The sequence below is a fragment of the uncultured Roseobacter sp. genome (assembly GCF_947488185.1).
GTDB lineage: Bacteria > Pseudomonadota > Alphaproteobacteria > Rhodobacterales > Rhodobacteraceae > Roseobacter.
Map to the genome: position 1 here is coordinate 184,392 of NZ_CANKYM010000001.1, position 23,546 is coordinate 207,937.

The window sequence follows — 23,546 nt, forward strand, 5'->3', positions numbered from 1 at the left end:
GTATCAACATACACATTTTCAACTGGCCGGTCAACCTTTTATGTGTATCAACATACACATCTTTTCTGGAAACTCAGCATGAACTGGTACGGCGAGCAAAGGCACAAATGGATCAAGGAAATGTTGCGCATCTATGGCTTCATCAACCGATCCCACATTGTCGAGAAATTCGGCTGCTCTGCGCAACTCGCCGGGAACGATCTGACCGCGTTTCAGGAAGCGAACGCAACTTGGGTCGAATACAACCCTCGTCGCCGTGCCTACGTGAACCTTACCCACACCAACCCACGCGAGCGATAGACTGCGATGCCAATAACCAAGGATTTCCCGCCTCGACTGCTACCTGCGCCACAGGCCGCGCACTATCTGGGCATCTCAGAAACCAAGCTGGGGACACTCCTAATTCCGCGCAAGGAATTGGATAGCAAACGGGTCTATGATCGCAACGACCTTGACGCCTTCGCAGATGACCTGCCCTATGAAGCCACAAAGACGCCTGAGGAATCAGAATGCGAAGCGGCAAACAAAGCATGGGGACTGGTAAGTTGAAAGGCCTGCGCCGCTTCACGCAAGATGACGTGTATTACGTCTACCATCGCGCAACAGGCGTCCGTCTGCCCGACCTGCCGGAGAACGACAAGCGTTTTCTGAAAGCCTATCTGGAAGCCGAAAAACAAATTGAGGCCCCGGCAACGCCAAGGAAGCGCAGCGCTGCACCCAAGGCCGGAACCCTCAGTTACGGATGGCGGATGTTTATTGCTTCCGACGATTTCAAAGAGCTGAGCGAAGGGTATCGCGTGCGGCTGCAGGCTCACGCAGACGAAATAATGGCAACCGGCGGCAATGTGCCCATACGCGGAATTCGACCTGAGATTATCGAAAAAGACTTGGCCGACATGCCCGAGGCCACCACCCGCAACGCAAAGCGCATGCGCATGAAGACCTGGCGCGCCCTGTTCGCGTTCCTCAAATCCGAAAACGAAATAGAAAAGAACTACGCTTTGCTTGCCGAAATGCCGAAGGCCCGCAAAGGCAAAAAACATCAGCCTTGGACAAGCACGCATATTGATCTGTTCCGCAAAAGATGGCCGCTGGAAACGAGCCAGCGACTGGCCATGGAACTCATGCTGTTTTTCGGTTGCCGCATCTGCGATGCCGTGAGGCTCGGGCCAGGAATGGTCGACAAAGAAGGCTGGCTCAAATACGTGCAGAAGAAAACCAAAGGCGAAGTTGAAGTTCAATTTGATAGGCCGCTGCCAAGCTTTGCGGATCATGAGGCATACGACTTCTTGCGCAGATCTATCGCAACGCAAAAGGAACGCCACCTGACATGGATGGTCACCGACCACGGCAGCGCACGATCTGAGAAAGCGGCAAGCAACTGGTTTTCCGCGTCCTGTCGCGCAGCGGGCCTGAAAAACGACCAACGCCGAACGGCTCATGGGCTTCGGTCAACCTGCCTGAACCGCCTGTCGGAAGCCGGTGCTTCCACCCATCAGATCGGAGCATGGGCGGGGCACGAATCCTTGAAGGAAATTGAAGGCTACACTAAGTCAGCCGAAAAGCGCCGCATGCTTTCCGCGAACGAACCGGATACACAAATTGTTCAGGTCGTAAAATCCTGAACAAAATTGGGACGTAAGGATATGTATTTATTGACTAATTTTTTGAAGTGGCGGACCGAGGAGGATTCGAACCCCCGACCCCTTGATTCGTAGTCAAGTACTCTATCCAGCTGAGCTATCGGTCCACTGTCGCGCGGTTTAGTGCTGTGTGCAGAGTTATGCAAGCCCAATCGGTGGAAAATTCCGTCAGGGAGGCGTTATGGCTCAGCAGACTGGTAAACTTCGTAAATGTACATTCGCAAGCTGGCTCTACACGATGACTTCAGACTGTGCCGCGACCTTGCCATTTGACATCATCGTCCCGTCACCTTTCGGCAGGCAAATCGTGAAACAGGTGCCGTCCGATCCGGTTTTGGCAAGCTCCAGTGTCCCGCCGTGCCCGCGGATCAATTCCGCAGAAATCGCAAGACCAAGACCCGAGCCACCTTTGCGGGCACCCCCCTGAAACGGCGTGAACAGATGCTCCTGTGCCTTTGGTGGCAGTCCCGGCCCGGTATCGGTGACATCAATCCACCAGGCTTCGTCATCTTCGCGCGCATCCACGCTGATCTCACCAGCGGTGCCTGTCGAAACCAGCGCCTGTCGGGCATTGCGGATGAGATTGGCCAGAACACGGAATAGCTGCTCCGGATCGGCGCGCACCATCATGCCGAATGGCACCGCACAGGAGAAACTGACATCAGCCTCGCCCACGGCAAGCCTTTCGCTGTCGATCACCTCTTCCACCAGATCCGCCAGAAGCAACATGGTCAATGTGGGGCTTGGCTCCTCGGCTTTGCCGAAGGCTAGCGTGCTTTCGCAGAGGTGCACGGCCCGTGTAATGCTGCTTACCAGCTTAGGGGCCATGCGTTTGACCGTCGGGTCTTCACTCATTTCGATCCGGTCGGTGAACAGCTGCGCCGAGGTGAGAATATTGCGCAGATCGTGGCTGATCTTGCTGACCGCACTGCCCAGTTGCGCCAGCCGGTCTTTCTGCCGCAGGGCCTGGGTCAGGTCGGTTTCCAGCTTTTGCAATGCCTCTTCCGCCTCGCGCAGTTCGGTCACACTGGCCGACGGCGTGATGATCCGGCGTGCATCTTCCGGGGCTTCCGCATAGTTCTGCATGTGCCCAACCACGCCCTTGATGGGCTTCAGCAGCAAGGCACGCATCGCAATGAACAGCAAAAAGGCCGTGAAGATCGAAATCACCGCGGAGAGGATCAGAATACGAATGCCGTAGTCGATCATTGCATCCCGCAGGGGGGTGGTTTCCATCGTGATCTCGATCAGCAGCCCGGCGTCGCGAACCGGCGCGCCGATCACCCGGATGACCTCGTTCTCGGGGGAAACAAAGCGGGTCAATGCATCGCGGATCAGAACGGCGGCCCCGTCCTCACGCATGTCAAAGGTCTGTGAGATCGGTTGCGGCAATTGCGAGGCGAGCATGAGTTGACGCACCTGATCACGGCGCAGCACCACGTTGAAGACGCCCGCGTTTTCCAGCAGCTCAGCCTCCAGCTCGCGGTCAATCATGTCATCGGCCAACAAGGCCAGTGATGCAATCTGCGCCCGTTCCAGCCGGTTCATCAGGTAGTCTTCGCGGAACCGCGCAATCGATGGCACAAAGATCAGGACCTCGGCCAACATCACGAAGATGGTGGTCAAGATAACCAGACGTCCTGAGAGCGAATTGAACATGGACGTCAGCGTTTCACGGCACGAGGCGTTGAACAAGCCCTACAATCCGTTTGACCATGGGGCTGTCAAAGAGCCGCGGGCTGAAATAGGCCCCTGCGGCGCGCTTGTTGATCTCTCCGATCGTGGGATAGGGCGCGACCATCGCGGCGATCTGGCTCATCTTCATGCCGTTGGCCAGAGCAAGGGCCCAGAGGTTGATCAGTTCGCCCGCCTGATATCCGACGATGGATGCCCCCACCGGGCGCCCCTTGACCACCATCACCTTGATGAACCCCTTGGTCTTGCGCTCGGCAATCGCCCGGTCGTTGTGATCGTAGTGAAAGCGCACGACCTCCAGATTGCTGCCGTGCTCCTTCTTGGCTTCAGCCTCGGTCATGCCGACCTGCGCCAGTTCGGGATCGGTATAAGTAGCCCAGGGGATATGCGCCGTCTTGGCCTTGGAGGGCAAGGCAAACAGCATCGAACGGATGATGACCCCTGCGTGGTACCCCGCGACATGGGTGAACTGCAGACCGCCTGCCGCGTCCCCGATGGCATAGACCTTGCGGTTGGTTGTGCGCAGGCTGGCATCCACCTTTACGCCGGTTTTCGTGGTCTCTATGCCCGCCGCGTCGAGATTCAGCTTTTCGGTATTGGTCTTGCGCCCCACCGCCATCAGCAGGTGGGTGCCCTTGATCTGGCGGCCGTCCTCCGTCACCACCTCGATGGCGCCGGGTTTGCCCCTGATTTCGGCGGCTTTCGCGTCTTCTTCGATCACGACACCTTCGTCGCGCAGGCTGCTCAGCACCACTGCCGCCAGTTCAGGGTCGTCTTTTCCAAGCGCCTTGGCGCCTTCGATCACGGTGACCTTGCTGCCCAGGCGCACGTGAGCCTGCGCCATTTCCATCCCGATCGGGCCACCGCCGATGATCAGCAGGTGTTCGGGCGGCTCGCGCAGGTCAAACAGCGTCTCGTTGGTCTCATATGGCACATTTTCCAACCCGGGGATCGGCGGCACCAGCGGCGAGGACCCGGTCGCAATCACGATACGCCGCGCCTTGATCACCGTGTCGCCCGCCTGCACTTCGTTGGAGGAGATAAAATGCCCGAATTCTCGTATGACCTTGACACCGAGCCCCTCGAACCGCTCCTGGCTGTCCACGGGTTCGATCTGTGCAATCACGTCGGCCACGTGATCCTTGGCCGCTGCATAGTCTGCCGTACCGGGCGCGTTCGCGACACCATATTGTTCGGCGTGGCGCTGCGCATGGGCGGCCTTACCGCTCGCAATCAGTGCTTTGGACGGTACACAGCCATAGTTGAGGCAATCACCCCCCATCTTATGACCCTCAAGCAAGACCACGTCGGCGCCCATCTGCACGGCACCGGCAGCCACGGAAAGCCCACCGGATCCTGCGCCAATGATCAGGATATCTGTCTTGAGACGGGTCATGTGTCAGAGGTCTTTCTTGCCGGTCACGGCCTTGATCATTACGGGCAGCAGGGACAACAGGCAAAGTCCCAGAATGGGCAGCAGGATGTGTGGTTCGAAGATGACGCCGAGGTTGGGGCTTTCCCCGCGCTCAAACACCGCCCCCAACCCGGCACCAACCGAAGAGTAGACCAGCGATCCCGGAATGATCCCGAGGAAGGTGGAGATCACGTAACGGTGTAGCGGCACAGCCAGAAAGGCCGGTACCAGATTGGCAACGAAGAAGGGCACTACTGGTACGAGGCGCAGGAAAAAGAGCATCGACCACTGGTTCTCATCAATGCCTTCCTTGACTTTGCGCACTGTGCCCTGCGAGGCATCCATGCGCGCCTTGAGCTTCTCGCCCAGCCCGTAGCGGGCCGCCAGAAAGATCACCGTGGCGCCAATGGTCGCCGCCGTCACACTCAGAGCGGAGCCGCCGAAGGTGCCAAAGAGGAACCCGCCGGTCAGAGTTGCGATCAGCGCTCCCGGCAGGGAAAACGCCACGATCACGACGTAAGCTGCGAGAAAGGTCAGGGTCGTCAGCACAAAGTGGCTGTCGCGAAAGGCAATCAGCGCCTCACGGTTGTCACGCAAGGCGTCGAAACTGATGTAGTCTTTCAGTGTGAATGCTCCGACTGCGGCAACGCCAAGGATCACGATCAGGGGCAGATTGCGCATCAGTCCTGATTTGGACCCGGATTTGGGATTGTCCGTCATATCTGACATTACACTGTCCTCTCAGAGCGCCTGTTTCAATTCAATTGCTAGATGACGGCTTATGGCGCGTGGCGATAGGCCCATCACGGGCGCTTGATCAGCTGTGACGGTTTCGCCGCCCTAACCCCGCGAAACGGCTCTATTTGAAACAAGTTGATGCCTCCTTACCCTGCCGGGTCCGAAATTATTGCAATCTGCGGCAATATTCCCGCCTTCGGGGTTTGACTTGGGGCCAAGAGCGCTTTAGAGCACGGGCTTCGAATGACACCGGGTGGCCACGCGATTCCGCGCCACCGGGCAGCAGACATGGAGACGGAGCGATGAAACGCACCTATCAACCTTCCAACCTCGTGCGCAAGCGGCGCCACGGTTTCCGCGCGCGCATGGCCACCAAAGCCGGTCGCAAGATCATCAACGCGCGCCGCGCCCAGGGCCGGAAATCGCTGAGCGCCTGATCGCGCCACGGACAAGGTCGGGAACATGACACCGCCGCAAGCTTCTCCGCCGGGCACACCTGCCTCCGGAGAGACGCTTCCGGCGGTTTCTTTACGTCTGGAGACGCTTAAGAAACGTGCGGACTTCCAACGGGCCGCGCGGGCCAGGCGGGTTGCGATGACGGGTTTCATTCTTCAGATGTACAAACGTCCTGACGGGGACGCGCAGGGTATGCGAGTCGGGTACACCTGCTCCAAAAAGGTTGGCAACGCGGTGGCACGGAACCGCGCCAAACGTCGGTTACGCGAAGCTGCAAGACTGGTCCTGACGCATCAGGGTCGCGACGGTGTGGACTATGTGTTGATCGGGCGACGTGATCACACGGCCACCCTGCCGTTTGACAAGTTGCGGGCTGACCTCGAAACCGCCCTGCGCAAACTGCATGGTCCGGCCAGATGACACTCATGGCCCAGATCATGGCGCTGCCGATACGTGCCTACCGGCTGCTTTTCAGCCCTTGGGTCGGGCACAACTGCCGCTATCAACCGACCTGCAGTGCTTATGCATTGGACTGTCTGGAAAAGCACGGTGCGGTGAGAGGAGGCTGGCTCACGCTCCGGCGTATCGGCCGATGTCATCCCTGGGGCGCCAGCGGATATGATCCGGTACCAGAGACGAAATCAAAGGATGCTGGATAGACCCGCCGTCAGGATTGCTTTTCGAAAGTGATGATCACCTCGCCGATATCGATGCCATATCTCTTCATATACGCGCGATTGAGCAGGCGGGTGTCGCTCAGCAACCACATCCAGTCATCAAAACGCACCCGCAACGTGCCATCCGGCACCGGTAGGTCGATGGTGTATTGCCAGTTAAAGGTATCGCCCCGCTCTTCGCCCGTGGCATCGCCGATCACGCCCGGGGCAGTGCCGCGCCATGTCTCTGGTCCGGTCTTTTGCAGGCTCCAGACCCGCTGTTCCGTACTGCCATCTTCATAGGTAAAGTCCTCCACAAGTTTCAACGTCTCTCCGTCCCATGTGCCCTCAATTTGAACATCAAAGCGGCGGCGAACGGTGCCAAAGATATCCTGAAACTGGCCATACGCCACAACGCGTCCCTCAAAGAACTCTTCCAGGTTCAATTGCCGGGACGACAGCGGCTCATCCTCCAGAGCGGGTTTTCCCACGCATGCGGACAACAGCCCGGCAAATGAAAGCGCAATAACAAGTCGGATCATGACGGCCTCCTCACCTACAATTGAGTACGCGCAACAGGCACTTTTGGTTCAACCACAATGCCGGTATAGAGGCGCAAAACCCGATCAGGACGGCTTGCATGTTGGATACACCTCAGGACATTCACCCGCTTTTCAACGGCGCGCCGTCGACCACCGAGTTCAAGAAGTTGCGCAAGCGGATTGTGCGCGCGACCCGGGAAGCCATTGAGCAATATGGCATGATCGAACCCGGCACTCGCTGGCTGGTTTGCCTGTCGGGTGGCAAAGACAGTTATACACTGCTGGCAGTGCTCTATGAGTTGAAATGGCGTGGTCTTCTGCCCGTCGATCTGCTCGCCTGCAATCTCGACCAGGGTCAACCGGGCTTCCCCGCGACGGTATTGCCAGCGTTTTTGGAGAAAATGGGTGTACCGCACCGCATTGAATATCAGGACACCTACTCCATCGTCATGGACAAAATTCCACAGGGTCGTACCTTTTGCGCACTCTGTTCACGCCTGCGCCGCGGTCATCTTTATAGGATCGCGCGCGAAGAAGGCTGCAGCGCAGTTGTTCTTGGCCACCATCGCGACGATATCCTGGAAACCTTTTTCATGAATCTCTTTCACGGTGGGCGTTTAGCGACGATGCCGCCCAAACTGGTGAATGAAGAAGGAGATCTGTTCCTGTACCGCCCGCTCTCCCATGTGGCCGAAGCCGATTGTGAGAAATTTGCCAAGGCAATGAACTATCCGATCATTCCCTGCGATCTTTGCGGCAGCCAGGACGGTCTTCAGCGTCAGCAAGTCAAAGCGATCCTCGATGGTTGGGAGAAAAACAGCCCCGGCCGCAGACAGGTGATGTTCCGCGCCCTTATGAACGCGCGCCCGTCTCATCTGTTAGATCCAAAGCTCTTCGATTTCGAAGGCCTGAGCCTGAAATAGACGGGATTTTAGTCAATCCCGCTACAATCAGTGTTTCGTTGTTAACGGGCAGGTCATGGGTACCAGCATATCTTGCCCGGCAATGTGCTTTGTGCACGGGTCTGAAAGGTACGCAATATGGCAGGGGTCTTTGCCAAGAAAGCTGCAGGGATGCGCAGCAAGATTGCCGGAATTTTGACACGCCCCTTGGCGCTGGCCTGTCTACCCGCAATCTCCCTGGTCGTTTACTGGCTCGGCGGGGACACGGCGTTAGTTGCAGTCGCTGTTGCAATGCCTCTTGTTTATGTCCTCATTGGCGGGAATGGCGCAACCTCCCGGGCAGCCCAAAATAGTAGTCGCTCACCCTTGCAGGACAGGGACGCATTCGAGGAAACCGTGGCGCGTGTCTTCAAACAGGTTCGCGAAACCTCACACTTTTCAGCGATTTTTAAAGTTGAAATCGATGAGACGGACGGCATCGTCGACCGGTATGGTCAAGCCGCAACTGACTTGATCGTCGCGCGCGCAGGCGAGCGTGTCGCATCCGTACTGCGCGATGGCGATGCGATTGCCCAAACCGGGGACTACAAATTCACCGCTTGCCTGAAACCAGTCAAGCAACTCGACCTCGAACTCTGCATTCAACTGGCAGGTCGGCTGCAAACAGCGCTTGAGGAACCGATTTCCATCGACGGTACAACCGTGTACATCACCACATCCGTTGGGTTCTGCCAGCACACACGTGTGATTAACAAATCACCCCGCGCTTGGATTGAAGCTGCCCGCACAGCACTCCGCGAGGCGCAAGCTCACGGGCCCAATGCGATCCGTGCCTATTCCGATGAAATGAAGCGCCGAACCGAAACGCGCGCGGAATTGCGTCAGGAAGTCGCCAACGCGCTGGAGAATGGCGACATCAGACCTTGGTTCCAGCCCCAGATTTCGACAGATACCGGTCGCGTGACGGGCTTTGAAGCGCTGGCACGTTGGAATCACCCCCAGCGCGGCATGATCTCGCCCGCTGATTTTCTGCCCGCAGTCGAACAGTCCGACATGCTGGAGCGCTTGGCGGAGGTCATGATGTTCCACGCCTTTACCGCCATGAAAGCATGGGATGACGCGGGGGCATCTGTTCCCCAGGTTGGTGTAAACTTTGCAGGCCCGGAACTGCGCAACCCGAGACTCATCGACAAAGTCAAATGGGAACTTGACCGCTTTCACCTGACCCCGGAACGTCTGGCAGTCGAAGTGCTGGAAACCGTTGTCTCAAATGCGCCGGATGACATCATTGCGCGCAATATTAATGGCTTGGGCGAACTGGGCTGCCGCATAGATCTGGATGACTTTGGCACGGGCCATGCCTCCATTGCCTCCATCCGCCGCTTCTCGGTCAGCAGGATCAAAATTGACCGATCCTTTGTGATGAAAGCGGACCGTGACCCCGAACAGCAACGCATGATCAGCGCCATCCTGACCATGGCCGAGCGTCTGTGTGTCGAAACGCTGGCGGAAGGTGTGGAAACTGTTGGCGAGCACGCGTTGCTTGCGCAGCTTGGATGCGATCATGTTCAAGGCTTCGGGATCGGAAAGCCCATGCCCTTTGACGAAACACTCACATGGATTGCGAACCACAACACCAAGCTTAAGGATGTGCCGCGCATCTTGGGCAATCGCGCCAACTGACCCAAAAAGGGGACCACTAGGGTCGCGGCTGAAATGCCCCATCCATCTATGCCTACCTGAGTGAAAACAGCCCAAAGACCCCGAATCCGCTTGACCTTTGGGGCTGCACTCTGTTGAACCCACGCTGATACAAACAGATCAGGTGGCTGTCCCAGATGGACGATCAAAACAAGAACCTTATTCTTGCAACAGCACTCAGTTTCCTCGTGATCCTGGTCTGGTTTATCCTGTTCCCCCCCCCTGAACCGGAGGTGCCACTGGAAAGTCCATCAGCGGCACAAACCACAGGATCAGAGGGCACGGCTATTGCGACCGTTCCCTCTTCAACGGCTGAAACGCAGGCGGCGCCTGAAACCGAAACCCGTGAGGATGCTCTGGCCGACGCACCGCGCATCCCTGTCCTGACAGACCGGGTCAGCGGCTCCGTCTCCCTGCTTGGCGGGCGGATCGACGATCTGTCTCTTAATGACTACCGGGTAACCCAGGAAGAAGGCGCCGAAATCGTCAAGATGCTTTCTCCTGTGGGCACAGCCGACGCTTACTATGCGCTTTATGGCTGGGCGCCGGGTGCCGGGATGGATCCCTCGTCGGTGCCGGGGCCCAATACACTCTGGACACTGGCCAGCGGTGAAACCTTGACAGTCGACAACCCGATTACGCTGACATGGGACAACGGTGCCGGTCAGCTCTTCACGCGCACAATTGCCATTGATGCCGACTATCTGTTCACGGTCACACAATCCGTTGCCAATACCGGCGCAGGACCCGTCAGCATGGCCCCCTACGGCGTTTTGGCCCGCCACGGTGAACCTTCGGATCTGAAGAATTTCTTCATCCTTCATGAGGGTGTCGTCGCCATGGCAGATGGCGAATTGACTGAAACCGATTGGTCGGACATGCCCGATTTCGAATTCGCAGAACGCGAAGGCGCGCGCGCAGAGATCACGCAGGTTTCCCAGAACGGCTGGATCGGTTTCACCGACCACTTCTGGATGTCCACGCTGATCCCCGCACCGGGCAGCGCCTTCAAGTCGGTCGCCAAATACGATGAGCGTCGGGATATCTACCAGGCTGAAACCGTACAGCCCACCCAAACTGTGGCCCCCGGCACTTCCGTGACCGTGACCAGCCAGTTGTTTGCGGGCGCCAAGGAATGGGAAACCATCCGCAACTACCAATCCGCTGGCGTTGAAGGGTTTATCGACAGCATCGACTGGGGTTGGTTCTTCTTTCTGACGAAACCGATATTCTGGCTGCTGCACGAATTGAACCAGCTGATCGGCAATATGGGCTGGGCGATCATCGGGCTGACCCTGATCATCAAAGCGCTTCTCTTTCCGCTGGCATACAAATCCTATGTCTCCATGGCCAAGATGAAAGAACTGCAGCCGCAGATGGAGAAGCTGAAGGAAGAGGCAGGCGACGACCGGCAGAAGATGCAGCAGGGCATGATGGAGCTTTACAAACGCGAAAAGGTGAACCCCGCTGCGGGCTGTCTGCCCATCCTCTTGCAGATCCCGATTTTCTTTTCGCTCTACAAGGTGATCTTTGTCACGATCGAGCTGCGGCACGCGCCCTTCTTCGGCCCCTTTCAGGACCTCAGCGCCCCTGATCCAACCTCGATCATGAACCTCTTTGGTCTTCTGCCTTTCGCGGGCCCCGAACCGACCTCGATCATGGCACTGATCTTCATCGGCATCCTGCCTCTGCTGCTCGGTATTTCCATGTGGCTGCAGCAAAAACTGAACCCCGCACCCACGGACCCGACGCAACAGATGATCTTTGCCTGGATGCCCTGGGTCTTCATGTTCATGCTGGGCAGCTTTGCCAGCGGTCTTGTGGTCTACTGGATTGCGAACAACACGATCACCTTCACGCAACAATACCTGATCATGCGCAGCCAAGGGTATTCGCCTGACGTCTTCGGCAACATCAAGAGCAGTTTCAAACGCAAAGCTGCCGAGGACGCTGACAAGTGACCGCGACCCTCGCCCATATCTGGCGACACCCCCTCAAGGGTCTTGGCAGCGAGGCGGTGGAGCGGGTCGATCTCGACCCTGACAAAGCGGTGGTGGGGGATCGTGCCTGGGCTCTATTGAACGCGGAAGCCGAGGATACGGACGAGTGGCAGCCCCGGCGCAACTTTCTGCAGGTTGCCTCCGGTCCGCGACTGTCGGCGATCACCGCCGCAGGAACGGCAAACGGCGTGCGGATGACACATCCGGATCGCGCACCGCTGGAATTCAACCCGGCAAGCGGCACTGGCGTGCTGGCAGACTGGATCGGTGATCTATGGCCAGACAATCGCCCCGGTCCCGCCCGGCTGGTCAAAGCACCGGCTCAGGGCATGACCGATGTATCCTATGCATCCGTCTCTATCGGCAATCTCGCCTCACTGCGTGCGCTCAGCAAAAAGGCCGGGATGGATGTCGATATGCGCCGTTTTCGGATCAACCTCTGGCTCGACGGCCTTGCGCCCTGGGAAGAGATCGATCTGCTGAAATCCGACATCACGCTGGGCACCGCAATGCTCAGCCCGGTGGAACCCATCGAACGGTGTCGCGCACCGGACGCGAACCCGGTGACAGGCAGCCGTGATCTGGGCATGCTGCGGCTGCTGGAAGACGGGTGGGATACACGGGATTTCGGCGTCTACTTCAAGGTGAGCAAAGCAGGATCCGCCGATGTCGGTGACGCCCTGACATGAGTGCCCTGCCCTTTCCCATTGCCGAAGAACCGGATCCGCAGACTTTTGAGACCGGGCGATTGCTGTTCGCGGGTGACACTGAATTCGTCAAGGGCGTGGTCGCGATGTCGGGCCTGCCGGAGCCTGACCGGCTGGAGGTGTGTTTTGCCGGGCGTTCCAACGTCGGGAAATCCTCGCTGATCAATGCGCTGACCGGGCGCAAAGGACTGGCGCGCGCCTCGAACACGCCGGGCCGCACGCAGGAGATCAACTTTTTCACCGCCGGTGAAGAGCACTATCTGGTCGATCTGCCGGGCTACGGTTTCGCCAATGCGCCAGTGCCGGTTGTCGAGAAATGGCAACGGCTGCTGAAACAATACCTGTCAGGGCGTCAAACCCTGCGCCGCGCCTTTGTGCTGATCGACGCGCGCCACGGCGTCAAGAAAGTGGATGATGAGATCCTGAGCCTGCTCGACAGTGCCGCGGTCACCTTTCAGGTGGTCCTGACGAAAGCCGACAAGGTGAAGGAAGCGGAACGGGCTAAGGTACTGGATCAGGTGCGTGCCGCATTGGCCAAACATCCCGCCGCCTACCCGGAGATCATCGTGACCTCCAGCGAAAAGGGCTGGGGCATCCCGACTTTGCGATCTATCATCGCGACACTCGAGTAGACGGGCCCCTTGCGCGACGGCGGGCACGCGATCATAACGCCGCAACGGATGGCCCAAAGATGAAGACCCAAGACATGAACCGTGACTGGATCGCAACCGCAAGCACTCTCAACAAGGCCCTGCCGTACCTGCAGCGCTATGCCAATGCGACGGTGGTGATCAAACTCGGCGGTAACGCCATGGGCAGCGATGCTGCGATGGAGGAGTTTGCGCGTGACGTCGTCTTGATGCGGCAGGTCGGCGTGAACCCGGTGATCGTGCACGGCGGCGGGCCGATGATCAATGCGATGCTGGAAAAGCTCCAGATCAAGTCGGACTTCGTGAACGGTAAGCGGGTCACAGATGCGGCCACCATGGATGTGGTGGAAATGGTGCTCGCCGGTCTCGTCAACAAGCGGATCGTGCAGGCGATTAACCGTCAGGGCGGGCGCGCCGTGGGGCTGTCGGGCAAGGATGCGGGAATGATCACCTGCACGCAAGCGGACCCGGATCTAGGGTTTGTCGGCGCGCCGCAAGAGGTCAATCCAAGGCTGCTGCGCGATCTGGCGGAAAAGGAATACATCCCCGTCATTGCCCCGCTTGGGATGGGTCGGGAGGGCGAAACCTTCAACATCAACGGCGATACGGCAGCGGGTGCCGTGGCCGCCGCACTCAAGGCCGACCGGCTCTTGCTGCTCACCGATGTCGCAGGCGTAAAAAACGAAAGTGGCGAGGTGGTGACCGAGCTCAGCGCCGATCAGATCCGCGAGATGACCAGCGCCGGTACCATCGCCGGCGGCATGATCCCCAAGACGGAGACCGCATTGGAGGCCATCGAGGGCGGCGTCCGGGCGGCGGTCATCCTTGATGGGCGTGCGCCCAATGCCTGCCTGCTGGAGCTTTTTACCGAGCATGGCGCGGGGTCGATCATCCGCGCGGGCTAACGCAGATGTGTCAAGCTGTCGCTTGGTCTGGACCGTGCGCTGCAGTACATGTGAGCCATGGAAAACGAAGTTGTCATCCGCCTAAGCATCTTTCTGGGCCTTTTCGCCGTTCTGGCCACGCTTGAGGCACTGGCGCCGCGGCGTGTCCGCAGCCAGACAAGGCGTCGCCGTTGGACCACCAACTGGGGCATCACCATCGCCAACACGCTGACCCTGCGGGCGATGGCCTTTGCGATGCCGCTGCTTGCCGTCGGAGCTGCTGTGGATGCGCAGGCCCAGGGCTGGGGTCTTTTCAACGCGCTTGGCTGGCCGGGCTGGCTGGAGATCGGCATCGCCATTCTGGTGCTCGATTTTGCAATTTGGCTGCAGCATCTGATCACTCACAAGGTGCCGATCCTGTGGCGCTTGCACCGGGTGCACCATGCGGATGTGGATATGGATGTTACCACGGCAATCCGGTTTCACCCGGTGGAGATTGCCCTCTCCATGGTGTTGAAAATCGGCCTCGTCTACCTGCTGGGCCCGGCGGCCATTGCCGTCATCCTTTTCGAGATCCTGCTGAACGGCACAGCGATGTTCAATCATGCCAACATCCGCCTGCCGCTTTGGCTCGACGCGATTGTGCGGCGCCTGCTGGTCACGCCGGATATGCACCGGGTGCATCATTCCGTGCATCGTTCCGAGCACGACAGCAACTACGGGTTCGCCCTATCAATCTGGGACCAGATGTTCGGAACCTATATCGCGCAGCCAGCGGCCGGGCATGATGATATGGAAGTGGGGCTGGAGTGGCAGGATGACCGGCCCAGCCGGTTCGGATGGTCCATCGCCCTGCCCTTCGCCAGGAAATGACCCTGGAGGATATCTCACACCTGGCAGCGCCCTTCGGGCTCTTTGTCATGGGCGCGAGACATGGAACACGGTCTGACATCGAAGATGCCGGGGAAACGCTGGTGCTGCTGGGGGCGGGCCAAGAGTACTGGGCACATTTCACTGCCGCTTCGGAGTACCGCGACGACCGGCCGAACCCGCTGGATCGGTGGTCAAAGCGTGTGATCGGAGAGATCGCGCAGACGCTGGGTGGCGAGGCGGTCTTCCCCTCTGATGGTCCCCCCTACGCACCCTTCATCCGTTGGTCGTTGGAGACGGGGCGCTTTTTTCAAAGCCCGACCGGTATGATGATCCATGACGACGCCGGGCTGATGATCTCCATCCGCGGGGCGCTGTGGATCGACTCAGTGTTGGACATCCCCGCCGCTGTCGCACCAAGCCCATGCGACAGCTGTTCCGATCAGCCCTGTACAACCGCTTGTCCGGTCAGTGCCCTTGCAGCCACCCATGCCTACGATGTACCGGCGTGCAAGAGCTATCTGGAAACGGACGCGGGCCAGGATTGTATGACACAAGGGTGCAGGGTTCGACGCGCTTGCCCGGTCTCGCAGCGTTTTGGCCGCGACCCGGAACAATCGGCCTTTCACATGGCCGCCTTCAAAGGATGACCCCGTGCTCAGATTGATCCTCATGCGTCACGCGAAATCGGACTGGAACCATCCGCATCTTGGCGATCACGACCGACCGTTGAACAAGCGCGGGGTGGCCTCTGCCAAAGCCTTGGGAGACTGGCTGCGCAGGACAGGATACCAGCCGGATCAGGTGTTGAGTTCTTCCTCCGAGCGGACGGGACAGACAGTGCTGGGGCTCGCGGTGCCGGATGACGTACCTGTTACGTTCACCCGGGCACTCTACCTGGCCGAACCGGAGACCATACTGGACGTCCTGCACACGGCAACGGGTCGCTGCGTTCTAATTCTGGGTCACAATGCAGGCATTGCCGAGATGGCAGAGCGGATCGTCAAGGCGCCGCCACAGCACGATCGGTTTGCTGACTATCCGACCGGAGCGACCCTGGTTGTCGATTTCGATGCTGAGGAGTGGAAGAAAATCGGCTGGCACCAGGGCCAGCCGATTGATTTCGTGATCCCGCGGGAGCTGGTGTAAAGGTGGCCTGAAAGCCCACCCTACCTGTCAGTGGCCCAGGATCTGGCTGAGGAACAGCTGTGTGCGCGGGCTTTGCGGGTTGTTGAAGAAGGCCTCTGGCTCGTTTTGTTCAACGATTTGCCCCGCGTCCATGAAGATGACGCGGTTCGCCACCTGACGCGCAAAGCCCATCTCGTGCGTCACGCAGAGCATGGTCATGCCCTCTTCGGCGAGCTCGATCATCGTGTCGAGCACCTCCTTGATCATCTCCGGGTCCAGCGCCGAGGTCGGCTCGTCAAAGAGCATGATGCGCGGGCGCATGCACAAGCTGCGCGCAATCGCCACCCGCTGCTGCTGGCCCCCTGAAAGCTGGCCGGGATATTTCAGCGCCTGATCGGGGATCTTGACCTTCTCAAGGAAATGCATCGCGGTCTCTTCGGCTTCTTTCTTGGGCGTTTTGCGCACCCAGATCGGCGCCAGCGTGCAGTTTTCCAGGATCGTCAGATGCGGGAAGAGGTTGAAGTGCTGGAAGCACATGCCAACCTCCGAACGGATCTTGTCGATGTTCTTCAGATCCGAGGACAGTAGTGTGCCATCCACCTCAATGGAGCCCTGCTGGTGCTCTTCCAGTGCGTTGATGCAGCGGATGAGCGTGGATTTTCCCGAGCCCGAGGGCCCGCAGATGACGATCCGTTCACCGCGATTGACCGTGAGGTCGATGTCGCGCAGCACGTGGAACGTCCCGTACCACTTGTTCATCTTGGAGATGGTGATCGCGATCTCGTCGGAGATCTGCATTTGAGTTGCGTGTTCAGCCATTGTTCAGGCCCTTCTTTTCTATTTCCCTACCGCTGTCGCTAGGTGCGGGAAGATTAACGGTGATCGGTCGCGAGGCGACGTTCGAGCCATTGTGAGTATTGCGAAATGCCGTAGCAGACGACGAAGAACAGGAGCGAGGCAAAGCCCAGCAGTTCCCAGTAGACGCCGTTCCATTCGGTCGAGGCGAGGATCGGTCCGCGGATCATGCCAAGAAGGTCGAACATGGAAATCACAGAGACCAAGACAGTGTCTTTGAATAGCCCGACGGCCACGTTCACGATACCTGGGATGGAGATCTTCAGCGCCTGCGGCAGGATAATCAGCCGCATCGCCTGCGGATAATCCAGACCCAGCGAATCCGCGGCTTCATACTGTCCCTTCGGCAAGGCGGCGAGGCCGCCCCGGATCACCTCGGCGATATAAGCGGCCGAGAACATGGTGATCATGATCACCACACGCAGGAACAGATCGACCGTGGATTCCGGCGGGAAGAAGTAGCTGAGCATCACCGACGCCACGAAAAGCAGCGTGATCAGCGGCACGCCGCGGATGAACTCGATGAAGACAACACAGACCACCTTGATCAGCGGCATGCTGGACTGACGTCCCAGTGCCAGGGCGATCCCGATGGGGATCGACAGCGACACGCAGGTGACACCCAACATCATGTTGAGCATGAACCCACCCAGATCACGGCTGGGCACCGGTGTCAGCATGGCGTTTTCGGATGCGCCATCCGGGATCAGCAGACCGCCGATGTACCAGATCAACAGAGCCGCTGCGATGCCCCCGAAGAATCCTGCTGCAAAACTGCCGGTGACGAACCGCTGGTAGACGGCATACCCCCCCAGACAGCCCACAAGCGCCAAAATCGGCACGAAGATGGTGCCGCCCCAGATCAGGTAGTAGGCGATGAAAGGGAAGAGCCCGGTGAAGATCAGCAGCTTGCGCGGCAGATCGAAGAACAGCACCGGCGCTACGGCGACAAACAGCAGCACGAAGGCCAGTGATGGACGCCAGTAGAGCTCCGAAGGATATTTGAAGCCAAAGAGCAGTTGCGGCCAGCGTTCGGTCAGCACCGCGAAACAGGCACCCGTCGCGCCCTGCAGGATCTCGCGGCACTCCGCGAGGCTGTTGGCGGTCCAGACCCCGTTCAGGATCCACGGCAGCGTGGGCGCGAGGATCAGATAGATCGCGTAGGCGGCTACCACCGTCAGCAGCGCATTTGCCGGTGTCGCGAAAAGGTTCTCGCGCATCCATTTGACAGGCCCGGTGGCCGCATAGGGTGGCGCGGCTTCGGGGATTTCCGTTTCACGCACGAAGGCCACGGTTTGGGCATGTGTATCTGACATGGGCCTCAGCGCTCCTTCAGTTTCACGGAGTTATTGTAAACGTTCATGATCGCCGAGATCGACAGGGAGATCGTGAGATAGAACAGCATCAGCAAAAGCACGCACTCAATCGCACGGCCCGTCTGGTTGAGCGTAATGCCCCCCAGCGTCGCGGTGATATCCGCGTAGCCCACGGCAATCGCCAGCGATGAGTTCTTGGTGATGTTGAGATACTGCGAGATCAGTGGCGGGATGATGACGCGCAGCGCCTGTGGCAAAACCACGAGGTTCATCACGCGACCAGGGCGCAACCCCAGCGCAGATGCAGCTTCGGTCTGTCCCTTGCTGACTGCCTGGATACCGGCGCGCACATTCTCCGCGATGAAGGCCCCTGTGTAGACCGACAATGCGAACCACAGCGCGATCAGCGGACCGCCGACCTTGATACCGCCCTGAAAGTTGAAGCCTCGCAGCTCCGGGACATCCAGGCCGATCGGACGCCCCATGATGTAGAACATCAGGATGGTCGGCACGAAGAAGATCGCAAGGCTGGGCCATCCCATGGGCAACAGGCGACCCGTGGCATAAAGCAGATTGGTCGCGTAGCGCCGATAGGCGATGACGCCGATCACCGATGCAATGAAGGTCGCAACCACCACCATCGAACCCGGCCCCCAGACAGGAGCGGGAATGTAGATACCACGGTTGGTAAAGGCAAAAAGATCGAGAAGCATCGTCGACGTCGGATTGTCGCCACGGAATTCACGCGGCCCCGGCAGGACGGCGGTCATGATCGTGAAGATGATGATGATCCAGATCAGCACGGGGATATTCCGGAAAATCTCCACGTAGAACGCCATGAGCTTGGAGACGAGCCAGTTGTTCGACAACCTCAGAACGCCCGCGATCACGCCAAAGACGGTCGCGGTGATGCACGCCAGAAAAGCCACCAGCAGCGTGTTCAGAATACCGACAACCGCCGCGCGCGCGTGTGTTGACTGGCTGTCGTATTCCACAAGCGTCTGGTTGATGTCATAGCCGGCCGGCGAGCCCAGAAAATCATAGGCGATGTTCAATCCAGCCGCAGCGAGGTTGGTGAGCAGATTATTCGTCAAATATGCAAATGCGATGATCAAGACCAGCAGCGCAATCGCCTGGAACGTGAGTGACCGATACCGCGTGTCATTGATCAGCATAGACAGGCGGAAGGACTCCCGTGGTGGGTCCGTCAGTGTCGTCATTGAATTTTTCCCCGTGGTTCCGGCCTTTGGTTTTTACGGACGCTTGGGCGTCTCTGTGGCCGGGTTTTCGTTTTGTGGGTCGTCATAAGGAAAGGGCGCAGGAGTGTCCCTGCGCCCTTGTCCGTGTCGTTCTTAGCGGAACGGTGGCGAGTAAATCAGACCACCATCTGTCCACTGGGCGTTCAGCCCACGTGCCAGACCGATGGGCGTTTCTTCACCGATGTTCTTGGCAAAGACTTCACCGTAGTTACCGCCCGCGGCAATTGCGCGCTTGGACCATTCGGCGTCCAGGCCGAGCATATCACCCAGCGTGCCTTCGGTGCCCAGCAGACGCGCCACTTCCGGGTTACCGGTGTTGGCTGCCATCTCGTTCACGTTGGCGGATGTTACACCCAGCTCTTCAGCTGTGATCAGCGCGTTGAGCGTCCAGCGGACGACGTCACCCCATTCGTCGTCGCCATGACGGACAAGCGGGCCCAGCGGCTCCTTGGAGATGATCTCGGGCAGCAGGACGTGGTCGCCCGGTGCTTCGAATGTCGCACGTGTCGCGGCAAGACCAGATGCGTCTGTTGTGTAGACGTCGCAGGCGCCGGCAAGGTACTGCTGCTGCGCTTCGGCATTGGTCTCGATCGGCACCGGCTCGTAGCTGATGTTGTTGGCGCGGAAGAAGTCCGCGAGGTTCAGCTCGGTGGTTGTACCGGTCTGGATGCAGACGGTCGCGCCATCGAGATCTTTAGCCGACGAAACACCCAATGCTTTGGGAACCATGAAGCCTTGACCATCATAGTAGTTCACACCCACAAAGGTGAACTTGAGGTCAACGTCCCGGCTGAAGGTCCATGTGGTGTTCCGAGCCAGAACGTCGATTTCACCAGACGCAAGCGCCGTGAAACGTGTTTTGCCCGTTGTCGGTACGAATTCAACGGCTGTCGGATCGTTCAGAACGGCGGCGGCAATCGCGCGGCATACCGCCACGTCAAAGCCTTTCCATTCGCCGTTCGCATCCGGTGCCGCGAAGCCCACGAGACCTGTGGTCACGCCGCAGTTGAGTTTGCCGCGCGCTTTGACGTCGTCCAACGTACCAGCGGCCGCAGCACCAGCCGACAGGCCAGCGACGGTTAGCGCGCCAAGGATTACTGATTTTTTCATTTTTACCTCTTCCTGATTTTCCGCCAGTTTAACGGCGGGTCGACCGGCACATGTTAGGCCGGAGGCGATATTGAAAGTTTTGACCTTCCAAGTGGGCGATATACTGGGCGAATTCACGCAATAACGTCAAGGGCAGGCATGGCAAAATCAGCCCGTCTTGCCGTTATGTTTTAGCTTTCCTCACGGTACGCGGGATTTTTGACCCTATGATAGCTCAAAAACTGTTTTGGCATGCTCAAACGCCGCCTGTTTTATAGCTGCAGCGGCCTCCGCTTCATCATCCGCGCCCCATTGCTCTGCCTGCCAGACTTCATCTAGACGCGATATGTCCCAAAGCGCTTGAATAGTTTGCATATCTTGCGTGGCGGCGAAGCCCAGAATCAGTGACCCTGACAGGCTGACGAGGTCATGGAAGGCCGCGAGCTGGAAATCAGACAGGGCATGCACCCGTGCCTTGAGCGCGGCAAGCGCCTGCGCGTCCTGCGGCACATGTATCACGCCCGCCCGCGCCTCCAGTCGGGCCCCCAACACCTGTTCCGCCCAGGCCAGCAGCGGATCCCAACGCTCGGATTGACGCGCCACCAGTTCGGCCGGCTGCTCCGCTCGGTAGCAGAGCAGATCGCTGTCGCCATAGGCCGCCAACATATCCGCGACCTCCGCATGTTGGATCGCCACCTTGTCCAAGGCGGCATTGGCGGTGCGGGTGAAGGGCATGCTCTGCGGGTCTATGATCTCTTCCTGCGCCTCCCATTCCGCCGCAACCGCCTGGGCAAAGCCGCGTGTAGGCACAAGGAGTGTCCGTTTCGCGGGTGTCTTCACCGGGCGTCCGTCGAGTTCGATCCCGTAGCCTTCCCGCACTTCGGCGATCTCCACCGCTTTCCAGAACCGCTTGGCCTTCCATTCACTCATGCCGAGGCCCTCCAGAGTGTCTGTAACGCACCTTCAAGGGCGGAAAACTCGTCCAGCACCAGTTGCGCGGCAGAGAGAGCGGAGACAGGGTGATACCCCCAGCTGACGCCAAATCCGGACACGCCCGCCGCCGCCGCCATTTCCATGTCAAAGCTGGTATCGCCAATCATCACCGTATCCTGCGGTTCCACACCGGCGTCCGACATGGCCTGATAGATCATCGACGGATGTGGCTTGGACGGGTGAAAATCAGCAACCTGCCGAGTGGCGAATACATTCTCAAGCGCATGCGCTTCGATCAGCTTGTCCAGACCGCGTTTTGATTTGCCTGTCGCAAGCCCCAGGAGGACGTCCGGCGCCGACTGTAGTCGTTCCAGCGTCTCACGGGCACCGGGATAGAGTGGCGAAGACTGCGCCGCTCCGGTTTTCGCGCGCAAAGTCATGTAGGCGTCTTTGTAGGCTTGCACCATGCGAGCATGATCGGCCTCCGGGGCCAAGCGGGCCATCGCGACCTCAAGGGACAGGCCCACGATGCCCAGTACGGTCGCGCGCGAAGGGCGAGGCAGATCAACCGCGTCAAACGCCGCGCCCATGGCCGCCAGAATGTCACCCTGGCTGTCCACCAGCGTGCCATCCACATCAAAGATCACCAGCCGCAGGGTGCCGCTCATCCCAAGGCCTCAAAGGGGTCTTCCGCAGCCAGATCTTCGGTCCAACCGAAGGTCTCCCAGCTCTGCGCCATATGCTGCGGCAGATCGGCCGTTATTGTGATGGTCTTGCGTGTTTCAGGATGCTCAAAGCGCATCATGCGCGCGTGCAGATGCAGTTTCTTGGAAATGATGCCACCCAGCTGCGCGCCCCAACCATCACCCATGTTTTCCTGCCCAGAGCCGCCGTATTTGCCGTCACCGACAATCGGATGCCCGATCTCTGCCATATGCGCCCGCAACTGGTGGGTCCGTCCCGTCAACGGTTCCATCGCAACCCAAGCGGAGCGAGAACCGACACGGTAGAGCGTGGCGTAGAGCGTATGCGCCCGCTTTGCCCCGGGCGTGTCATCAATGTCACGCGGGTGCAGGGCGATCATCTTTTCGCCCTCGCCGCCGCGCCCGTGACCTGGCGCCTTGACCAGCCCATACTTGATCTCGCCAAGGTACGGCGTCGGGACCCCGGCCACGAGCGCCCAGTAAATCTTGCGCGTCTCACGGTGCCGCATCGCTGCGGTCAGTGCCTTGGCCGCAAGCCGCGTGCGTGCCAGCAACAAGACGCCCGACGTGTCCTTGTCGAGCCGATGCACCAGCCGTGGTTTTTCGTCAAAACCGAATTTCAACGCCTCTGCCAGCCCGTCCACGTGGCGGGTCTGTTTAGACCCGCCTTGCGTCGGCAACCCGGCAGGTTTGTTGAGCGCAATGACGTGGTCGTCCCGGTAGATAACGCAGGACTGGATCAGTTTGCTGTCCGCGTCCGAGACTGACGTGCGGGGTTCCGGCGGCGGCGCAGCCCTGTCCGGCAGGGGTGGCACCCGCACCTGCTGCCCAACGTCCAGACGCGTGGCGGCTTTGACCCGGCCACCGTCCACGCGGATTTCACCTTTGCGACACATCTTCTCGATCAGCCCCTGGCTGATTTGGGGAAACTGACGGCGGAACCACCGATCCAGCCGCTGATCCGCATCCTCCTCGCCAACCGTCACTGTCTGAACCCGGCTCATAGCAGCACCCCGCGTGTCATCCAGAGGCCCAGCATCAAACCTCCAACAGAAAGGACGACGGAGAGCGCCATATAGAGCCCGGCGGCCCCAAGATCACCGCGTTCGATCAAGGTCACCGCCTCCAGTGAAAAGGCCGAGAAGGTGGTGAACCCGCCCAGAAGACCGGTCATCACGAAGGGGCTCAGATGCGTCAGCCCCTTATGCGCTGCCAGCACCACGAAAGCGCCCATCAGGAAGGAGCCCAGCACATTTGCCATCATGATCGCCACGGGGAATTCAGACGGGCCGGTTACCCGCATCACGGAAACGCCCCAGAGGAACCGCAACGACGCGCCAAGCCCGCCACCCGCGGCCACCATGATCAGAGTTTTCATCATGCGCGGTCTGTCACGTACCCGCC

Annotated in this window: 26 protein-coding genes and 1 tRNA gene; 14 read left to right on the plus strand and 13 right to left on the minus strand. The window is 59.2% G+C overall.

Annotated elements, in window-relative coordinates; genetic code table 11:
• The first annotated feature begins 78 nt into the window (after window positions 1–78).
• On the plus strand, window positions 79–300 hold the full coding sequence (locus tag Q1A52_RS01045; RefSeq protein WP_300009765.1) for a hypothetical protein: 222 nt from the start codon (window positions 79–81) through the stop codon (window positions 298–300).
• Between the two features lie 209 nt (window positions 301–509).
• The gene (locus Q1A52_RS01050; RefSeq protein WP_300009769.1) at window positions 510–1,625 is read left to right on the plus strand and encodes a site-specific integrase; all 1,116 of its coding nucleotides are present in this window, start codon (window positions 510–512) and stop codon (window positions 1,623–1,625) included.
• 48 nt (window positions 1,626–1,673) lie between these two features.
• Here the strand turns inward: Q1A52_RS01050 and Q1A52_RS01055 are convergent.
• The 4 genes from Q1A52_RS01055 to Q1A52_RS01070 form a co-directional block, all read right to left on the minus strand.
• Window positions 1,674–1,750, minus strand: a tRNA-Arg gene (locus Q1A52_RS01055).
• Between the two features lie 124 nt (window positions 1,751–1,874).
• On the minus strand, window positions 1,875–3,302 hold the full coding sequence (locus Q1A52_RS01060; RefSeq protein WP_300009772.1) for a HAMP domain-containing sensor histidine kinase: 1,428 nt from the start codon (window positions 3,300–3,302) through the stop codon (window positions 1,875–1,877).
• 13 nt (window positions 3,303–3,315) lie between these two features.
• Window positions 3,316–4,734: an FAD-dependent oxidoreductase gene (locus tag Q1A52_RS01065; protein ID WP_300009775.1), complete on the minus strand. Its 1,419-nt coding sequence runs from the start codon at window positions 4,732–4,734 to the stop codon at window positions 3,316–3,318.
• A gap of 3 nt (window positions 4,735–4,737) precedes the next feature.
• Complete coding sequence (locus Q1A52_RS01070; RefSeq protein WP_300009778.1) at window positions 4,738–5,481, minus strand: VTT domain-containing protein; 744 nt, start codon at window positions 5,479–5,481, stop codon at window positions 4,738–4,740.
• A 311-nt stretch (window positions 5,482–5,792) separates the two neighbouring features.
• Here Q1A52_RS01070 and rpmH point away from each other — a divergent pair, with 311 nt between their 5' ends.
• Genes rpmH through yidD form a run of 3 tightly spaced genes read left to right on the plus strand, consistent with a single transcriptional unit; the run spans window position 5,793 to window position 6,605 of the window.
• Window positions 5,793–5,927 (plus strand): 50S ribosomal protein L34, encoded by a 135-nt coding sequence (rpmH, locus tag Q1A52_RS01075; protein WP_037911188.1) that lies wholly within the window; start codon window positions 5,793–5,795, stop codon window positions 5,925–5,927.
• Between the two features lie 25 nt (window positions 5,928–5,952).
• A complete protein-coding gene (gene rnpA, locus Q1A52_RS01080; RefSeq protein ID WP_300009781.1) occupies window positions 5,953–6,366 on the plus strand; it encodes a ribonuclease P protein component in 414 nt (137 codons plus the stop codon).
• On the plus strand, window positions 6,363–6,605 hold the full coding sequence (yidD, locus tag Q1A52_RS01085) for a membrane protein insertion efficiency factor YidD (protein ID WP_300009784.1): 243 nt from the start codon (window positions 6,363–6,365) through the stop codon (window positions 6,603–6,605). The genes rnpA and yidD overlap by 4 nt, the downstream gene beginning before the upstream one ends.
• Before the next feature lie 8 nt (window positions 6,606–6,613).
• Here yidD and Q1A52_RS01090 read toward each other — a convergent pair whose 3' ends face one another.
• Window positions 6,614–7,144, minus strand: a complete 531-nt coding sequence (locus Q1A52_RS01090; RefSeq protein ID WP_300009787.1) for a DUF3833 domain-containing protein — start codon at window positions 7,142–7,144, stop codon at window positions 6,614–6,616.
• A gap of 98 nt (window positions 7,145–7,242) precedes the next feature.
• Here Q1A52_RS01090 and ttcA point away from each other — a divergent pair, with 98 nt between their 5' ends.
• The 9 genes from ttcA to Q1A52_RS01135 all read left to right on the plus strand — a co-directional run bounded on the left by ttcA (window position 7,243) and on the right by Q1A52_RS01135 (window position 16,007).
• Window positions 7,243–8,067, plus strand: a complete 825-nt coding sequence (gene ttcA / locus Q1A52_RS01095) for a tRNA 2-thiocytidine(32) synthetase TtcA (protein ID WP_300009790.1) — start codon at window positions 7,243–7,245, stop codon at window positions 8,065–8,067.
• A gap of 345 nt (window positions 8,068–8,412) precedes the next feature.
• Entirely contained in the window at window positions 8,413–9,729 is a 1,317-nt protein-coding gene (locus Q1A52_RS01100) for a putative bifunctional diguanylate cyclase/phosphodiesterase (RefSeq protein ID WP_367277973.1), read from the plus strand.
• Between the two features lie 155 nt (window positions 9,730–9,884).
• Window positions 9,885–11,708 (plus strand): membrane protein insertase YidC, encoded by a 1,824-nt coding sequence (yidC, locus tag Q1A52_RS01105; RefSeq protein WP_300009796.1) that lies wholly within the window; start codon window positions 9,885–9,887, stop codon window positions 11,706–11,708.
• Window positions 11,705–12,436 (plus strand): MOSC N-terminal beta barrel domain-containing protein, encoded by a 732-nt coding sequence (locus tag Q1A52_RS01110; protein ID WP_300009799.1) that lies wholly within the window; start codon window positions 11,705–11,707, stop codon window positions 12,434–12,436. The genes yidC and Q1A52_RS01110 overlap by 4 nt, the downstream gene beginning before the upstream one ends.
• Complete coding sequence (yihA, locus tag Q1A52_RS01115; RefSeq protein WP_300009802.1) at window positions 12,433–13,086, plus strand: ribosome biogenesis GTP-binding protein YihA/YsxC; 654 nt, start codon at window positions 12,433–12,435, stop codon at window positions 13,084–13,086. The genes Q1A52_RS01110 and yihA overlap by 4 nt, the downstream gene beginning before the upstream one ends.
• A 59-nt stretch (window positions 13,087–13,145) precedes the next feature.
• Window positions 13,146–14,009 (plus strand): acetylglutamate kinase, encoded by an 864-nt coding sequence (gene argB, locus Q1A52_RS01120; protein WP_300009805.1) that lies wholly within the window; start codon window positions 13,146–13,148, stop codon window positions 14,007–14,009.
• 57 nt (window positions 14,010–14,066) lie between these two features.
• Window positions 14,067–14,861, plus strand: coding sequence for a sterol desaturase family protein (locus tag Q1A52_RS01125; protein ID WP_300009808.1), 795 nt, complete (start codon window positions 14,067–14,069; stop codon window positions 14,859–14,861).
• Window positions 14,858–15,508 carry a ferredoxin gene (locus tag Q1A52_RS01130; RefSeq protein WP_300009811.1) on the plus strand — a complete coding sequence of 217 codons (651 nt, stop codon included), beginning with the start codon at window positions 14,858–14,860 and terminating at the stop codon, window positions 15,506–15,508. The genes Q1A52_RS01125 and Q1A52_RS01130 overlap by 4 nt, the downstream gene beginning before the upstream one ends.
• Before the next feature lie 4 nt (window positions 15,509–15,512).
• Window positions 15,513–16,007 carry a histidine phosphatase family protein gene (locus Q1A52_RS01135; RefSeq protein WP_300009814.1) on the plus strand — a complete coding sequence of 165 codons (495 nt, stop codon included), beginning with the start codon at window positions 15,513–15,515 and terminating at the stop codon, window positions 16,005–16,007.
• Window positions 16,008–16,034: 27 nt separating this feature from the next.
• On the opposite strand, the gene Q1A52_RS01140 is transcribed toward Q1A52_RS01135, so the two are convergent.
• The 8 genes from Q1A52_RS01140 to crcB form a co-directional block, all read right to left on the minus strand.
• A complete protein-coding gene (locus Q1A52_RS01140; RefSeq protein ID WP_300009816.1) occupies window positions 16,035–16,805 on the minus strand; it encodes an amino acid ABC transporter ATP-binding protein in 771 nt (256 codons plus the stop codon).
• Window positions 16,806–16,858: 53 nt separating this feature from the next.
• Window positions 16,859–18,157 (minus strand): amino acid ABC transporter permease, encoded by a 1,299-nt coding sequence (locus tag Q1A52_RS01145; protein ID WP_300009819.1) that lies wholly within the window; start codon window positions 18,155–18,157, stop codon window positions 16,859–16,861.
• Between the two features lie 5 nt (window positions 18,158–18,162).
• Complete coding sequence (locus tag Q1A52_RS01150) at window positions 18,163–19,377, minus strand: ABC transporter permease subunit (RefSeq protein ID WP_299829256.1); 1,215 nt, start codon at window positions 19,375–19,377, stop codon at window positions 18,163–18,165.
• 132 nt (window positions 19,378–19,509) lie between these two features.
• On the minus strand, window positions 19,510–20,526 hold the full coding sequence (locus tag Q1A52_RS01155; protein ID WP_299781076.1) for an amino acid ABC transporter substrate-binding protein: 1,017 nt from the start codon (window positions 20,524–20,526) through the stop codon (window positions 19,510–19,512).
• Window positions 20,527–20,730: 204 nt separating this feature from the next.
• Window positions 20,731–21,435, minus strand: coding sequence for an ATP12 family chaperone protein (locus Q1A52_RS01160; protein WP_300009823.1), 705 nt, complete (start codon window positions 21,433–21,435; stop codon window positions 20,731–20,733).
• Window positions 21,432–22,106 (minus strand): HAD-IA family hydrolase, encoded by a 675-nt coding sequence (locus Q1A52_RS01165; RefSeq protein WP_300009825.1) that lies wholly within the window; start codon window positions 22,104–22,106, stop codon window positions 21,432–21,434. Before Q1A52_RS01165 ends, Q1A52_RS01160 begins: the two co-directional genes overlap by 4 nt.
• The gene (locus Q1A52_RS01170; protein ID WP_300009828.1) at window positions 22,103–23,146 is read right to left on the minus strand and encodes an RluA family pseudouridine synthase; all 1,044 of its coding nucleotides are present in this window, start codon (window positions 23,144–23,146) and stop codon (window positions 22,103–22,105) included. The genes Q1A52_RS01165 and Q1A52_RS01170 overlap by 4 nt, the downstream gene beginning before the upstream one ends.
• Entirely contained in the window at window positions 23,143–23,523 is a 381-nt protein-coding gene (gene crcB / locus Q1A52_RS01175; protein ID WP_299859108.1) for a fluoride efflux transporter CrcB, read from the minus strand. The genes Q1A52_RS01170 and crcB overlap by 4 nt, the downstream gene beginning before the upstream one ends.
• Between the last annotated feature and the right edge of the window lie 23 nt (window positions 23,524–23,546).